Origin of the sequence: Propionivibrio limicola, from assembly GCF_009469695.1 — a bacterium.
Classification (GTDB): domain Bacteria; phylum Pseudomonadota; class Gammaproteobacteria; order Burkholderiales; family Rhodocyclaceae; genus Propionivibrio; species Propionivibrio limicola.
This window is the reverse complement of record NZ_SSSR01000012.1, coordinates 1-15334: the sequence shown is the minus strand read 5'-3', so window position 1 is coordinate 15334 and position 15334 is coordinate 1. Positions and strand designations below refer to the sequence as shown.

Annotated in this window: 14 protein-coding genes; 10 read left to right on the top strand and 4 right to left on the bottom strand. The window is 57.5% G+C overall.

The window, feature by feature from the left end:
• Positions 1-38: 38 nt before the first annotated feature.
• The 4 genes from GH659_RS09465 to dnaA all read right to left on the bottom strand — a co-directional run bounded on the left by GH659_RS09465 (position 39) and on the right by dnaA (position 6428).
• Positions 39-986: a DUF5655 domain-containing protein gene (locus GH659_RS09465; protein WP_153111164.1), complete on the bottom strand. Its 948-nt coding sequence runs from the start codon at positions 984-986 to the stop codon at positions 39-41.
• 168 nt (positions 987-1154) lie between these two features.
• On the bottom strand, positions 1155-3626 hold the full coding sequence (gene gyrB / locus GH659_RS09460; protein WP_153111163.1) for a DNA topoisomerase (ATP-hydrolyzing) subunit B: 2472 nt from the start codon (positions 3624-3626) through the stop codon (positions 1155-1157).
• Positions 3627-3674: 48 nt separating this feature from the next.
• Entirely contained in the window at positions 3675-4787 is a 1113-nt protein-coding gene (dnaN, locus tag GH659_RS09455; protein WP_153111162.1) for a DNA polymerase III subunit beta, read from the bottom strand.
• 225 nt (positions 4788-5012) lie between these two features.
• A complete protein-coding gene (gene dnaA / locus GH659_RS09450; RefSeq protein WP_153111161.1) occupies positions 5013-6428 on the bottom strand; it encodes a chromosomal replication initiator protein DnaA in 1416 nt (471 codons plus the stop codon).
• A 297-nt stretch (positions 6429-6725) separates the two neighbouring features.
• Here dnaA and rpmH point away from each other — a divergent pair, with 297 nt between their 5' ends.
• The 10 genes from rpmH to GH659_RS09405 all read left to right on the top strand — a co-directional run bounded on the left by rpmH (position 6726) and on the right by GH659_RS09405 (position 15253).
• Positions 6726-6860 (top strand): 50S ribosomal protein L34, encoded by a 135-nt coding sequence (rpmH, locus tag GH659_RS09445; RefSeq protein ID WP_081444259.1) that lies wholly within the window; start codon positions 6726-6728, stop codon positions 6858-6860.
• Complete coding sequence (gene rnpA, locus GH659_RS09440) at positions 6857-7249, top strand: ribonuclease P protein component (RefSeq protein WP_153111160.1); 393 nt, start codon at positions 6857-6859, stop codon at positions 7247-7249. Before rpmH ends, rnpA begins: the two co-directional genes overlap by 4 nt.
• Positions 7250-7253: 4 nt before the next feature.
• A complete protein-coding gene (yidD, locus tag GH659_RS09435; protein WP_153111159.1) occupies positions 7254-7463 on the top strand; it encodes a membrane protein insertion efficiency factor YidD in 210 nt (69 codons plus the stop codon).
• 21 nt (positions 7464-7484) lie between these two features.
• Positions 7485-9206: a membrane protein insertase YidC gene (gene yidC / locus GH659_RS09430; RefSeq protein WP_153111158.1), complete on the top strand. Its 1722-nt coding sequence runs from the start codon at positions 7485-7487 to the stop codon at positions 9204-9206.
• On the top strand, positions 9193-10560 hold the full coding sequence (gene mnmE, locus GH659_RS09425) for a tRNA uridine-5-carboxymethylaminomethyl(34) synthesis GTPase MnmE (protein WP_153111157.1): 1368 nt from the start codon (positions 9193-9195) through the stop codon (positions 10558-10560). The genes yidC and mnmE overlap by 14 nt, the downstream gene beginning before the upstream one ends.
• Before the next feature lie 343 nt (positions 10561-10903).
• Positions 10904-12232, top strand: a complete 1329-nt coding sequence (locus tag GH659_RS09420; protein ID WP_343030105.1) for a tyrosine-type recombinase/integrase — start codon at positions 10904-10906, stop codon at positions 12230-12232.
• Between the two features lie 48 nt (positions 12233-12280).
• Positions 12281-12562 carry a hypothetical protein gene (locus tag GH659_RS09415; protein ID WP_153111155.1) on the top strand — a complete coding sequence of 94 codons (282 nt, stop codon included), beginning with the start codon at positions 12281-12283 and terminating at the stop codon, positions 12560-12562.
• Between the two features lie 310 nt (positions 12563-12872).
• Positions 12873-13109, top strand: coding sequence for a helix-turn-helix transcriptional regulator (locus tag GH659_RS09410; protein WP_153111154.1), 237 nt, complete (start codon positions 12873-12875; stop codon positions 13107-13109).
• Between the two features lie 9 nt (positions 13110-13118).
• On the top strand, positions 13119-13298 hold the full coding sequence (locus GH659_RS14790; RefSeq protein WP_170285861.1) for a hypothetical protein: 180 nt from the start codon (positions 13119-13121) through the stop codon (positions 13296-13298).
• Positions 13295-15253, top strand: a complete 1959-nt coding sequence (locus GH659_RS09405) for a DUF927 domain-containing protein (RefSeq protein ID WP_153111153.1) — start codon at positions 13295-13297, stop codon at positions 15251-15253. The genes GH659_RS14790 and GH659_RS09405 overlap by 4 nt, the downstream gene beginning before the upstream one ends.
• Positions 15254-15334: the final 81 nt, after the last annotated feature.

Sequence of the window (15334 nt, the reverse complement as noted above, 5' to 3'; positions counted from 1 at the left end):
CGCTGGATAAAGCTAACCAATATAGCGACGTCCAGCATTCAATTTTCTTGATAGGCGCGTTCGATCAACGCTTTTGCTTTTTCGAAATCCCCCGGTTTCCGCAAAACCACTTCCAGATCACCCGTTCCCCAGTGTCCGATGTTGGTCACATCCCGGGTAAAGCCGTTTTCGAGTTCTACAATCGCCGGATCAAGCTTCAGCATCAGGAAAACATGCGGGTCTTGTCTGGAGATCAGCGACATGCAGGCGAAGTTCTTCAGGCGGCGGAAGGCGACGTAAAGCTTCAGCGGTTTTTCGATGATGTCGTCGCCCTGTGCAAGGATGAAACTGCGCGTCTGTTCAAACAAAGCCAGCAATTCCGGCGATGCCGTAGCCATCTGGTCGGCATGGGTTTTCATCGCCAAGGTGGAAGCGGCTGGCGTTTTGGCTGGTTTCTCGCTGACTGGCTCATCAACTTCCGCAACAGATTGCGTGCTCGCCGCACTCGCGCCATTGACGAGTTCAAGCAGCAGCAAATCCTCGCCAAACAGCTTGTAGCGGATCAGCTCGATGTTCCGGTTGATCTGCGCGACGGCATGCTCGTCGTAGCGCGTGAAGTCCGCTGCAATGCAGAGCAGGCGCGTGCCGTTCCACTCGATTCTGTCCGCCTCGTCCTTCCCGAGCGTATCCATCACCAGCAAGCGAAAATCCGCCTTGTGATCGAGCAGCCAGTCCAGATAAAACAGGCCTTGGTTGATCACGTTTTCGTTGCTGTGCCGCTTGTACTCGATGATCACCGGGCAACCGTTCTCGTCCAGTCCCAGCGAATCGATTCGCCCGCGATGCTTGGCGCCCGTGCTGTACTCGGTGGCGAGGAAGCGCACCCCGAGAAAGGTTTCCATCTGCGATTCGATCAAGCGCTGCAGCGTGCGCTCGATGGCCGCTGATTTGCCGGCCAGCTCGCTGGCACTGTTGTTCGCATAGCGGAAAAGTTTGATGTCGCTCACACGCTTGTCCTCTCAGATTCCATCACTTGGTGCTGCGAGTTTTGCATCGATTCCGTCCAATTTGATTGCCTTAACAAACGATTTAGCCATTGATTCTATGGTCAAAGAAAGAAAAACGGAGCCGTTTAGAGCTCCGTTTTTTCCACCTTCGCTGTCACCTGACAAATGTTAAACGTCGATATTCCGCGCCGCCAAGGCATTGCTTTCGATGAAATTCCGCCGCGGTTCAACAAGCTCGCCCATCAGCGTGGTGAAGATTTCGTCGGCGCCGATGGCGTCTTCGATCTGCACTTTGAGCAGGCGGCGGACTTTCGGGTCCATCGTCGTTTCCCAGAGCTGTTCCGGGTTCATTTCGCCCAAGCCTTTGTAGCGTTGCTTGCTGACGCCACGTTCAACTTCGTTGAGCAGCCAGCGCATCGTTTCGGCAAAGCTGGAAACCGGGCTCTTTTTCTCGCCGCGCGCGACAAAGCCGCCAGGCCCGAACAGGCCGGCCAGCGTTTCGGCCGTTTTGCGCAGTTGCGCGTAGTCGCCGCTGACGAGCAGGCTGTCGTTGATGACGCTGACTTTGAGGTTGCCGTGATGCATTTTTTCAAAGCGCAGTTGCCAGTTTTCGGCCGCTTCGTCGAACCGGGCAAAGACCTGGATACCGCTCTTGGCATCCAGGGCCTGTCTTAACGCCGTCGCGCTGGCTTCGGCCGCCGCTTCATCGTCCAGCCGGATGGAGAGATTGGCGTCGATCAGGGTGTGCAGGACGATCGGGTCGATCAGGTGCGACAGCCGGTTGATGACCGCTTCGGCCAGCAGATACTCGCGCGCCAATTCTTCGAGTGCGGCACCGGAGATTTCGGCAGCCCCCGCCTTCGGCGTCAGCACCGCCTCTTCAAGGGCGAGACCAAGCAGGAACTGGTTGAGCGCCTGATCGTCCTTGATGTAGCGCTCGGTCTTGCCGTGCTTGATCTTGTAGAGCGGCGGCTGGGCGATGTAGATGTGGCCGCCTTCGACGAGTTCCGGCATCTGCCGGTAGAAGAAGGTGAGGAGCAGGGTGCGGATGTGCGCGCCGTCGACGTCGGCGTCGGTCATGATGATGAGCCGGTGATAGCGCAGTTTTTCCGGCTTGTATTCTTCCTTGCCGATGCCGGTGCCGAGCGCGGTGATCAGCGTGGCGATTTCCTGCGAGGAAATCAGCTTGTCGAAACGCGCCTTCTCGACGTTGAGGATCTTGCCTTTGAGAGGGAGGATGGCCTGGAACTTGCGGTCACGTCCCTGCTTGGCGGAGCCGCCGGCGGAGTCACCCTCGACCAGGTAGAGTTCGCACAGGGCAGGGTCCTTTTCCTGGCAGTCGGCAAGCTTGCCGGGCAGGCCGACGCCGTCGAGCAGCCCCTTGCGGCGCGTCATTTCACGCGCCTTGCGGGCGGCGTCGCGGGCGCGGGCGGCTTCGACGATCTTGCCGGTGATGACCTTGGCGTCGGCGGGTTTTTCCTGCAGGAATTCGGTAAGTTTGGCGGCAACGACTTCTTCGACGGCCGGACGCGCTTCCGAGGAAACCAGCTTCATCTTGGTCTGCGAGGCGAATTTCGGGTCGGGCATTTTGACCGAGAGGACGCAGGCAAGGCCTTCGCGCATGTCGTCGCCAGTGATGTCGACTTTCGCCTTTTTGGCGATTTCATGTTCTTCGATGTACTTGTTGATGACGCGCGTCATCGCCGCGCGCAGACCGGTCAGGTGCGTGCCGCCATCGGCCTGCGGAATGTTGTTGGTAAAGCAGAGCACCTGCTCGGCGTAGCTGTCGTTCCACTGCATGGCGACTTCGACGGCGATCGTGCCGCCGGTCGGAATCGCCGATTCGCCCGTCGAGTAGAAGATGCTTGGATGCAGAACCGATTTCGAGCGGTTGATGTATTCGACGAAGCCTTTGACGCCGCCGGAGAAGGCGAAATTCTCTTCCTTGCCGGTGCGCTGGTCGACGAGGCGGATCTTGACGCCGTTGTTGAGGAAGGACAGTTCGCGCAACCGCTTGGCGATGATTTCGTAGTGGTATTCGATCGTGCCGAAGATTTCTTCGTCGGCCATGTAATGCACTTCGGTGCCGCGCTTTTCGGTCTCGCCGATCACGCGCACTGGCGAGACTTCAACGCCGTTCTGGATTTCGACCAGCCGGTTGGCGACCGCACCCCGATTGAATTCCAGCTGGTATTTCTTGCCATCGCGGCGAATCGTCAGGCGCAGCCATTTGGACAGGGCATTGACGCAGGAGACGCCGACGCCGTGCAGACCACCGGAAACCTTGTAGGAGTTCTGGTTGAACTTGCCGCCGGCGTGCAGCACGCACATGACGATTTCGGCGGCCGAGCGTTTCGGCTCGTGCTTGTCGTCGAACTTGATGCCGGTCGGGATGCCGCGTCCGTTATCGGTGATGGAAATCGAATTGTCGGCATGAATGGTGACGACGATATCGTCGCAATGACCGGCCAGCGCTTCGTCGATCGCATTGTCGACCACTTCGAACACCATGTGGTGCAAGCCGGTGCCGTCGGAGGTGTCGCCAATGTACATGCCGGGACGCTTGCGAACGGCTTCCAGACCTTCAAGCTGTTGAATGCTTGATTCGTCGTAGGCCGGCTGGTTATTTTCTTCAATCATGCTCAATCCAATCCTGGTTCCATTTGAAACAACTCAAGTCCTTGATTTTTATATTCTCATCGGCATAACGACGTATTTGAAGCGGTCGTTTCCGGGAATAGTCAGCAAGGAACTCGAACCGGCGTCGTTGAAGCCCCACTCGATCATTTCGGATGAGGTGTTGTTCAGCACATCGAGGATGTAACCGACGTTGAAGCCGACGTCGATCGAATCGCCGCTGTAATCGACTTCGATTTCTTCCTGCGCCTCTTCCTGTTCGGCATTGGCGGCCATGATCTTCAAGCTGCCGGTGGAAAGGATGAGACGGACACCGCGGAATTTTTCGTTGGTGAGAATCGCGGCGCGCACCATCGATTGGAGGAGGGCCGAACGGTTCATGGTCACGCTGTTTTTGAGCGAGGTGGGAACGACCCGCTCGTAATCGGGGAATTTACCGTCAATCAGCTTCGACACGAGATGAATCGAACCAAACTCGAACTGGATCTGATTGGACGCCATCTGGATCGTCAGCGCTTCATCGCTGTCCGACAGCAACCGGTTCAGTTCGAGCACTGTCTTGCGCGGCAGAATGAGTTCCTGGCGTGGCAGGTCGGCCTGGTTTTCGAGCTCCATGCTGGCGTAGGCCAGCCGGTGACCGTCCGTGGCGACGGCGCGCAGTTGATTGCCATCCACCAGCAGCAACAAGCCGTTCAGATAATAGCGAACGTCCTGCGCGGCCATGGCGAACTGGGTTTTGCTCAGTAGTTGGCGGAACTGCTTCTGCGTGACCGTTATTTTTCCCTGGCTGGTTTCGGCGATGACCATGCGCGGAAAATCCTGGGCCGGGAGGGTTTGCAACGCAAAACGGCTTTTGCCTGCTTTCAACAACAAGCGTTTTTCTTCGAGATTCAGCGAAACCTCCGCGTTATCGGGGAGTGAACGCAGGATGTCCTGAAGTTTACGTGCAGCAACCGTAACGGCTCCGTCGCCATCTCCCTGAGTACCGGTCGTGGTTGTCGTGATCTGGATTTCTATATCGGTAGCCAACAAAGTCAGCGAGTCGTCCTTCTTTTCGAGGAGGACATTCGACAGGATCGGCAGCGTATGTTTCTTTTCAACAATCCCTGAAACTGACTGCAAAGGACTGAGCAGCATGTCACGTTGGGTTTTAATAAGAACCATATATATAAATCCTATAAAAATAATCTCAAAGACAACTCTGTTGATAACTCAGTTTTTTATTGAAAAATCAGATCATTAACTGAAAAATTGGCCTCTGAAAAATTCTTGTATCCGGCTGTGGATTGATTTGAATCATTTATTCACAACCTGAGAAGCGAGTTGTTGTTCAGTAATTACCCACAGTTATTCAATTCCTTTGTGCACAGTACATAGTGCAGGAGATCTTCATCCCTTCAGGACTTGCAACAGCACGTGGACGTCGTGATTGAGCTCGTTGTCCTTGGTGCGCAGGGTTTCGATCGTGCGAACGGCGTGCAGGACCGTTGTGTGGTCGCGGCCGCCGAAGGCTTCGCCAATGGCCGGATAGCTTTGCGACGTCAGGTTTTTCGCTAGCCACATGGCAACCTGACGCGGCCGGGCAATCTGGCGCGTCCGTTTCTTGGAGTACAGATCGGCCACCTTGATCTTGAAGTAGTCGGCCACGGTTTTCTGGATGTTCTCGACGGTGATCTGGCGATTGACGGCACCGATCAGATCCTTGAGTGCCTCTTTGGCGAGTTCCAGGTCGATCTTCCGGCCATGGAACGAGGCGAAGGCCAGTACTTTTTTCAGGGCGCCTTCGAGTTCGCGGACGTTCGAGCGGAGGTGCTTGGCGATGTAAAAAGCCACCTCATCGTCGAGCGCGACATTCTCAAGTTCCGCCTTCTTTTTCAGGATGGCGACGCGCATTTCGATTTCCGGTGGTTCGATCTGAACCGTGAGGCCCCAGTCGAAGCGGGTAATCAGGCGATCTTCGAGGCCCGAGATGTCCTTCGGGTACGTATCGCAACTGATGACGATCTGCTTTCGGGATTCGATCAGCGCGTTGAACACGAAGAAAAACTCTTCCTGCGTCCGGTTCTTGCCGTTGAAGAACTGGACGTCGTCGAGCAAAAGCACGTCGAGCGAGCGGTAGTAGCGCTTGAAGGCATCGAACGATTTGGTCTGATAGGCGCGCACGACATCCGAGTAATAATCCTCGGCGTGCACATAACGGACGACCTTGCCGGGATTCTGCTCGACGATGCGGTTACCGATGGCGTGGATCAGGTGCGTCTTGCCGAGACCGGCGCCGCCATAGATGAACATCGGGTTGTACGCCGCGCCACCGGGATTCATGGCGACCTGTACCGACGCGGCGCGGGCGAGGTCATTCGCTTTGCCGACGATGAGGTTCTCGAACGTGAAACCGGGGATGAGGCGCGTTTTTTCGTAGTGAGGAAGGGTTTTCTCGACGGGTTTTTCCGGCGTGAGCGATGCCGGAGCGGCGTACGGACTGTGTGCGCTGGCCGGTACGGGGGCTGGAGTGGCCGCCATCGGTTTGGCGGCGGCAAGTACCGGTGCCGGTGCGGCCGAGCGTTCGCCGAGCATCAGCGTGACACTGACCGGCGCGGAAAAATAGGCGCTTCCGAGTTCTTCGATGCGACTCAGATAGCGTTCCTTGACCCATTTCAGGATGAAGCCATTGGGCGCGTAGAGGCGCAGGCCGTTGGCGAAGTCGTCCTCGCCTTCGAGGCGCAGGGGGCGAATCCAGGTGTTGAATTGCTGAGGCGGGAGTTCTTTTTCGAACTGACTCAGACAGGAAATCCAGAAGCTACTCATTCTATCGATTACATTAGTCCTGATTGACGCTGCGGCATCATTGCCGGAGGAAGGGGCGGAACGTCCATAAAACAATCTCTACAGAAAAGCCGGGCCTTGATCCGGAAAGAAATTGCTTCTGTTTGTTTTGAATTATTTTTTTGGCGTGGCTTTCACACCGAACGTGAAATTCTAACCCGCTGGAGGAAAGTTATCCACAGTTATCCACAGAAATGAAAAATTATCGACTTGACAAGTCCTGTCGAGGCATGTCTAATTGCGCGTTTATTTCGCAATGACTTCAAAGGTTTAAACATCATGAAACGCACTTATCAACCGTCGGTTGTTCGTCGCAAGCGTACTCACGGCTTCCTCGTTCGTATGTCTACCCGTGGCGGTCGTGCTGTGATCCGCGCCCGTCGTGCCAAGGGTCGTCATCGCCTGGCCGTTTGAGCGCCGGACAATCTTCCGGAGAGCGCCGGGTCGCAGGTACCGGGTTCCCGAAAAAGTATCGCCTGACAAAAACGGATGAATTTTCATCCGTTTTTGGTTTCAGGAAGGCGATCAGAAGCCCCCATTTCCTGTTACATTACCGGCCTCGTGCGACGGGAGAAGAAGCAACCGCCCGGCTTGGCCTGGTTGTTGCGAAGCGGCTGTTGCGCCGAGCGGTGGACAGGAATCTTGTCCGGCGTCTGGCGCGCGAAAACTTCCGGCTGTTGCGTGCCCAATTGCCACCTCGCGATTTCATTCTTCGCCTTGCGACAAAACCTGGTCGTCCAGACCGGAAGGCGCTGGCAGAAGAAATCCGGGCGGTGCTGAGTAAAACGATCTCCAAACGGTAGGCTGATGAAACTGCTGTTGCTGGCCTTGATCCGCTTTTATCAACTCGCGATCAGCCCCTTGCTGGGGCGCCGTTGCCGTTTCTTTCCCAGCTGTTCCGAATACACCGCCGAAGCCGTTGAAAAGTATGGCGCCATCAAAGGTGCCTGCCTCGGGCTCCGGCGTTTGTCACGTTGTCACCCGTGGAATCCGGGTGGCGTTGATCCTGTTCCCTGAAACCATTTTTAAAGGCCGTTCATGGATAACCGACGCCTGCTTCTTGTCTTCATTTTCTGCTTCTCGCTAGTCATGCTCTGGGATGCCTGGCAGAAGAAAAACCATCCGCCGGCAGCCGCGTTGCCAGCCGCGGATTTGTCAATTCCTGTTCCCCAGGCCAAGCCGGCGGGTACCGTTGCCGCCGCGGCGACGCCCGCGGCGATCCCGACTTCGGTTGCGGAGAAGGGCGACATCGTCAAAGTCAAGACCGATTTGTTCGTCGCCGAGATTTCAGCGCTGGGCGGCGATGTTGTCGGTCTTGAGCTCGGCAACTACAAGGCGACCGAAGACAAGTCGAAGAACTTCTCGCTGTTCGACAAGGCGCATCGCTATGCGGCGCAAAGCGGCCTGATCGGGGAAGGTTTGCCCAATCACAAGACGCTGTACAAGGTGGTGGGCGGCCAGCGCGAGCTCGTTGCCGGGAATGACAAGGTCCAGCTTCGCCTGGAAGCACCGATGGTCGATGGCGTCAAAGTGACCAAGGTGTTCACGTTCACCCCGGGCAGCTACCTGATGAACGTTGCGTATGAAATTGACAACGGTAGCCAGAAGGAGTTTGTGGCGCATGCCTATTACCAGTTGCAGCGCGATACGGTGAAACCGGCCGGCGAGAGCCGGATGGTCAGCACCTTCACTGGTCCGGCCGTCTACACCGAGCGCGACAAGTTCCAGAAGATCACTTTTGACGACATTGCCGAAGGCAAGGCCAAATTCAACGACAAGGCGGATAACGGCTGGATGGCCATGGTTCAGCACTATTTCGTTTCGGCCTGGATTCCGCAGGAAACAGTGGAGCGCGAGTTCTACGTCCGCAAGCTCGATGCCAATGCCAACGCGCCCATCACGGCGGGGGTCATCGTTCCGGTCAAGTCCGTCGCACCCGGCGCGAAGCTGACGCATGAGGTGTCGCTTTACGCCGGCCCGCAGATTCAGTCGATGCTTGAACAGCTGGCAAAACCCGCGGCAGAGGGCGGAGTCGGGGCGGAAGGGCTACCGCTGGTCGTCGATTACGGCATGCTGACCATCATTGCCGCGCCGATTTTCTGGTGCCTGCAGGCCATTCACAAGCTTGTCGGCAACTGGGGGTGGGCGATCGTTCTGCTGACGGTCGGTATCAAGGCGATTTTCTTCCCGCTGTCCGCCGCGAGCTACAAGTCGATGGCCAGGATGCGTGCCCTCGGGCCGCGCCTGCAGGCGCTGAAGGAGCGCTGCGGCGATGACCGCCAGAAGCTCAACGTGGAGATGATGAATCTCTACAAGACCGAGAAGATCAATCCGTTGGGCGGTTGTCTGCCGATTCTTGTCCAGATTCCCGTCTTCATCGCCCTCTACTGGGCCCTGCTCGGCGCGGTTGAAATGCGTGACGCTCCCTGGATCCTGTGGATCAAGGATTTGTCGTCGATGGATCCGTATTACGTTCTGCCGGTGATCATGGTTGTCACCATGCTGGTGCAGACCAAGCTGAATCCGACGCCGCCCGATCCGATTCAGGCCAAGGTGACGATGTTCATGCCGTTCATTTTTGGCGCCATGTTCTTCTTCTTCCCGTCTGGTTTGGTTCTCTACTGGGTGGTGAACAACCTCCTGTCGATCGGCCAGCAATGGCAGATCACCCGCATGATCGACGCCGGCGGCGCCGACAAGGGGAATGGCGCTAAAGGTGGCAAGGGCGGGCGATCTGCCGCCAACGATGCCAAGGCCTGACCCTTTTTCAACTCCGGCTTACACGCCGGAAACGATTGCCGCCATCGCCACCGCACCGGGGCGTGGCGGCATCGGCGTCATACGCCTCTCGGGCAGCCGGCTGCTGGCGACCGCCGAGCAGCTTTGTGGCCGGCAACCGCTGCCGCGCGTGGCCACTTATGCTTCATTCAAGGCGGCGGATGGCAGCCTGATCGACAGCGGGCTGCTCCTTTATTTTCCCGCTCCCCATTCATTTACCGGCGAAGATGTTCTCGAACTGCATGGGCACGGCGGTCCCGTCGTCATGCAGATGCTGCTTTCCCGCTGTCTTGACCTCGGGGCGCGGCTTGCCGAGCCGGGCGAATTCACCCGCCGCGCCTTCCTGAACGGCAAGCTCGACCTCGCGCAAGCCGAGGCAGTGATCGACCTGATTGACGCCTCGACGGCGACGGCGGTGCGCAGTGCCGCACGCTCCCTGCAGGGGAGTTTCTCCAAAGAAATAAATGTCTTGCTCGATCAGTTGATCGAACTGCGCGCCTTGGTCGAGGCGACGCTCGATTTCCCCGACGAGGAAGTCGACTTTCTCGAAGCGGCCGATGCCTTTGGCCGGCTTGAGCGGTTGCAGCGGAAACTGGCGGAAGTCGTTGATCGGGCCCAGCAGGGGCGGCTTCTCCAGGGCGGGTTGCATGTGGTGTTGGCCGGGCAGCCGAATGTCGGCAAATCGAGCCTGCTCAACAGTCTGGCAGGTGACGATCTGGCGATCGTGACGCCGGTTGCCGGCACGACGCGCGACGTCGTGCGCAGCGTGCTGAACATCGAAGGCATTCCGTTGCACGTGATCGATACGGCGGGTTTGCGCGAGACGACCGATGAAGTCGAGCGGATCGGGATCGAACGCACGTGGCGCGAGATCGAGCGCGCCGATGTCGTCGTCCTGATCGTCGATGCCCGGGCGGGCGTCAGTGAAGCCGACCGGGCGATTCTGGCGCAATTGCCGGAGCGGCTGGCCCGGATCACGGTGCGCAACAAAATCGATTTGCTGGGTCTTGCGCCTGAGCGCCATGACGAAGAAGGCGGGGTGGCAATTTCGCTGTCCGCGCGCCAGGGCGCCGGGACCGATTTGTTGCGCAAGGAGCTGTTGCGCGTCGCCGGATGGCATCCGGCGGAAGATGTCTTCATCGCGCGCGAACGCCATTTACGGGCGCTGTCGGACACGCGCACGCACATTGAATGCGCCCAGGCACAACTGCCGGCGCTCGAACTGTTTGCCGAAGAATTGCGGTTGGCGCAGGTGGCGCTGGGGTCGATCACCGGCGCTTTCTCGGCGGACGACCTGCTGGGCGAGATATTCGGCCGATTCTGCATCGGAAAATAACAAGCCTTCCTGACCGTTCCTCACTGTTCCGCAAAACCCCTTGAAACCCGCGCCATTGCGGGTTTTTTGTTATGTAGTGTGCTTGCATGTTCCGCACAAATCCGCTTAAATGTGTGCCCAGATGTGTGCCCAAGATAAAAGTCTGTGTGCCCAAGGTGAGGTGGTGGTGTGCCCTAGGCCCCTATTTAATTGGTGGAAAAGTCACTTTTGTATGGGCACACAAGGTAGCTAAGTCGCATGAATAACAAGCCAGACAAGGCTTTCAGGCCGTGTGCCCAAGGCGAAACGGTGTGCCCAAATCTCTCTTGTTTTTATGGGCGCACCTTGTGAATAAGTGGGGTGAATGATGGCGCTATCAGATACAAAGTTGCGGAGCTTGAAACCTGCGGGCAAGGCGTATCAAGAAGCCGATGAGGGCGGGCTGTTCGTGGAAGTCATGCCCGGTGGCACGAAGGTATGGCGGCTTCGTTACCGGATCGGCGGACGCGGAGCCAAGCAAGAGAAAATCACGCTTGGCGACTACCCGACCTATTCGCTGTCAGAAGCCCGGACATGGCGGGACGACTGCAAGGCGCTGGCCGGGCGTGGCTTGTCCCCGATGGCCTTGAGGCGTGGCGATGCGATCCCCGAAGATGCGGCCCCTGCAGCAAAGGAACTGGCGCAAGCCTTCATCCGGGAATGGTGTCTGAAAACCCGAGAGAAAGCCAAAGCCAAGGAAGCTGCAGCAAAGGAAGCCGATACGCTGGAAGCCTTCGCCCTGCGCTGGTACAAAGAAATCGTAGTTCCTGCCAACAGCAACCCCCGCAACATCTTGCGGGCACTGGAAAAAGACATCTTTCCCGCCATTGGAAGCAAGCAAGTTGCCGATGTGACCGTGACCGATATTCTGGCGATTACCGACAAGATCAAGAATCGTGGAGCCGATCAAATGGCGCTGCAAACCCGCAACGTGCTGAAACGGCTGTTTGCCTATGCGATTGCGCGGGAGAAAACCCAATTCAACCCAGCAGCGGCGATTGAGGCGAAATTCATAGCCAGCGCCAGAAGCCGGGACGTGGCTTTGAGTCCTGACGAAATCGGCAAGCTTCTGCGGGTGGTTTATCAATCGAACCTCAAACGGGCCTACAAGCTGGCAATTCACCTGCTGATTCTGTGCATGGTGCGGAAGTCGGAACTGATCGAAGCTAAATGGGAAGAGCTTGATCTTGAAAAAGCGGAATGGTCGATCCCCGGCGAGCGCATGAAGAAAGACAAGCCGCATCAGGTATCACTCTCGTCTCAGGCCGTGGCGATGTTCGAAGAATTGAAGGGGCTGTCCAGTGGTTCCGAATGGGTATGTCCGAGCCGTGGCAGTCTGAATCAACCCATTGCCCACAACACCTTGAACAAAGCAATTCAAACGCTAGACGTCGACGTGCGTGACTTCGTGATTCATGACTTCCGGCGGACGGCTTCAACGCATTTGCATGAAGCGGGGTTCAATTCGGATTGGATCGAGAAATGCTTGGCCCACGAAACCAAGGGCATCCGTGGCGTCTATAACCGGGCGCAATACGCTGAACAACGACGGGAAATGCTGCAATGGTGGGCTGACTTCGTGGATAGCCAGATTCAGGACGGCAAGGGAAAGGTAATCATCGGGCCTTTTGGCAAGGCGTATCAGGCGGCATGAGTCGTTACGCAGTAATGGCCAAGATGTTACGGCGTAACGGAGGTGGACATGGGAAAAAGCAATGCAGAGCGGCAAGCGGCCTACCGTGATCGGCACTTCAAAGCCATTCATGGCGGGCTGGAAAGGCTGAATCTGGCGGTATCGGTGCCAGCCAAGGCGCAATTAGAACGGCTGGCATCCTGTTACGCAGTAACGCAGCGGGAAGTGCTTGAAACCCTCTTGGCGCAAGCCGAACGGCGTTTGCTGGAAAGCCTTCCAGCCAGTGAGCACAGCCAGTATTACGATCAATCCGAGCCGTTACGCAGTAACGAACAATCCGTTACCGCGTAACGGCCTGCCTGTTACGGCGTAACGAATGGTGGAATAAGTCGGAAGGGATAAGACTTGCGCGGAATCATTCGTGGTATTATTTTTTCGTGTAGCCCGATTACCAAACATCGGTAAACAGATTGCAGCAATGCAACTCTTACGCGATTAGTAGGAAGCTTCGCCGGGAATCCCCCGGAAGTAATCACACGACACCCCATTAAGTGCGGTGGTCAAACTGTAGTGATGGCGACAACAAGAGCGTTTTTCGTTAAGCGCTTTTGTTGTCGCCTTTGCTTTTTGGCGGCAACGAAAGCACGCATGGAGCTTTCAAATGGCCGTACAAATTCAAACAGCCCTTACTATCATCCGCCGTAAGCAGGTAGAAGCCCGCACTGGGCTATCCCGTTCCAGTATTTACGCCCGATTGAGGCACAACCCCAAGAGGCCGGGCGACTATGACCCGACCTTTCCCAAGCCGGTATCTGTTGGAGCTAAGGCAGTCGGCTGGATTGAGTCCGAAGTAGAGGCGTGGATCGTCGCCCAAATCCAAAAAAGCCGTAAGGCATAAGGGGCGGGGATGATGACCAAAAACAACAAGGGCCGCGCCCCCGGTAAGGACGCGACCCCAAAGACTTCCGATAGCCGAAATCATACCGCAACCGATCCCCAGCTTGGCCGTGTCGATACGTGCCTGGCCGGGCAACTGGCCTTGCTTGCCGTGCTCTTCGTTCTTCTCGTGTGCGGGGTGAAGGCATGAGCGGCGATATTCAACGCATTACCGAAGCCCTGCAATTCATTGACCCGAGCGACCGCGATACGTGGGTGAGCATGGGCATGGCGATCAAGTCCGAGCTTGGCGACACCGGCTTTGACGTGTGGGAAGCGTGGAGCCTGCAGGCGGAATCGTTCAACGCCAATGATGCGCGGGACGTCTGGAAGAGCATCCGGGCCGGTGGCAAAGTGACCGTCGGGACGTTGTTCTATGAAGCCAAGGCGAACGGCTGGCGCGATGATGGGATTCACCAGAAGCCGACACCGGAAGAACTCGTCGAGCGTCAGCGCATGGCAGCGGAACGGGCCGCGCAAGATGAAGCCGAGATAGCCCGCGAACGTGCCGACACGGCGGCGATGGCAGCGGCGATCCTGAAAGCCGCAACCGAGGCGCAAGCCGATCATCCGTATCTTGTCCGTAAGCAGGTTTCCCCGGTGGCTACACTGAGAGAGATTGACGCGGGCGCGGCGGTGGCGATTCTTGGCTATGAACCCAAATCACGCGGCGACCTACTGATCGAGCGCTTGCTCGTTGTTCCTGTCAAGCAAGGCGAAGGTATTTCAACGGTGGAACTAATCGACGTCGACGGTCGCAAAACGGCACTTGCCGGACGCGGCAGCAAGGTGGGCGGGTATTGGGCAACCGAACGCCTGCCAGAAGGCGACGGCAGCGGCCTAACCCTGCAAATCGGCGAAGGCGTGGCAACTGTTCTTTCTGCCAAGGCAGCGACCGAGCACCCGACCATTGCGGCGCTGTCGTCTGGCAACTTGCCAGCGGTAGCCCGTGCCATGCGCGAACGTTACCCGGCGGCGGAGTTGGTGATTCTGGCCGATCTGGTGAAGGCGACCGGCGAACCCGACCATCATGCAATCGAGGCAGCGCGATCCGTGGGCGGCAAGCTGGCTATTCCCGACTTCGGAGACAACCGACCGAACGAGGCGACCGACTTCAACGACATGGCGGTGATGTATGGGCTGGAAGCGGTAGCACAGGTCATAGAGAACGCAATCGAGATGCCCATGGGCGAGCCTCAGCCCGGCAAAGAAGATGCGCCAGCGGGCGATGCTCAGGCCGTCAATGAAGCGCACGGCACAGCCCCATTCCCCACCGAAGAAGAGAGGCCGCGCTATGTCGTTCTGAACGACTGGGGGCAATGGCAGGGGGGCAAGCATCGCCCCGGCGTCTATTACTGTGGCATGAGCGACGGTAAAAAGGATTCTCCTCCTTTCCCCTATGAAACGTGGCTGTGCTCGCCGATCCATGTAGATGCAATCACATTTGATGGACAGGCTAACAACTTCGGACGGCTTCTACGTTTCAAGCCAACTGTCGGCAAGTGGCGAGAGTGGGCCATGCCCATGGAACTGCTGGCAGGCGATGGCACCCCCTTGCGGGCTGAACTTCTGGCGATGGGCGTAGAGCTTGATCCGAACCATGCAAAACGACTATTGCCGGACTATCTGCAGCGCGAACATCCGAAACGGCGTGTTCATTGCGCCTTGCAAGTCGGATGGGCTGGCAAAACCTTCGTGCTGCCCGACCAAGTAATCGGGCCGGATGCGTCTGACGTGATATTTCAGAGCGGCGAGCGCGGACACGAAGAGCACACCCGAGCCGGAACGCTGGAAGGCTGGAAGCAAGAACTGGCCGCGTTAGCCGTGGGCAATCCGCTGCTTCTGCTGGCGCTGTCGGGAGCTTTCGCCGGGCCGTTGCTGGCAAAGTGCAACACGGAAGGCGGCGGCGTGCATTTCTTCGGAGATTCATCAACCGGCAAGACAACCCTGATCGAAGCAGGCTGTTCTGTCTGGGGTGGGCCGAAATACAAACGAAGCTGGCGAGCCACAGCCAACGGGCTAGAAGGCGCGGCGGCGATGTTTAACGATTGCCTGATGGCGCTCGACGAGGTGAGCGAATGCGACCCCTGTCACCAGCGGTTGTAAATTGACACAGGCCAGCGATTGAAAGTTGATACACCGAACTGAGAAGATCGGCGGTTTTTGAGGCGCCGGTGATCACGAACG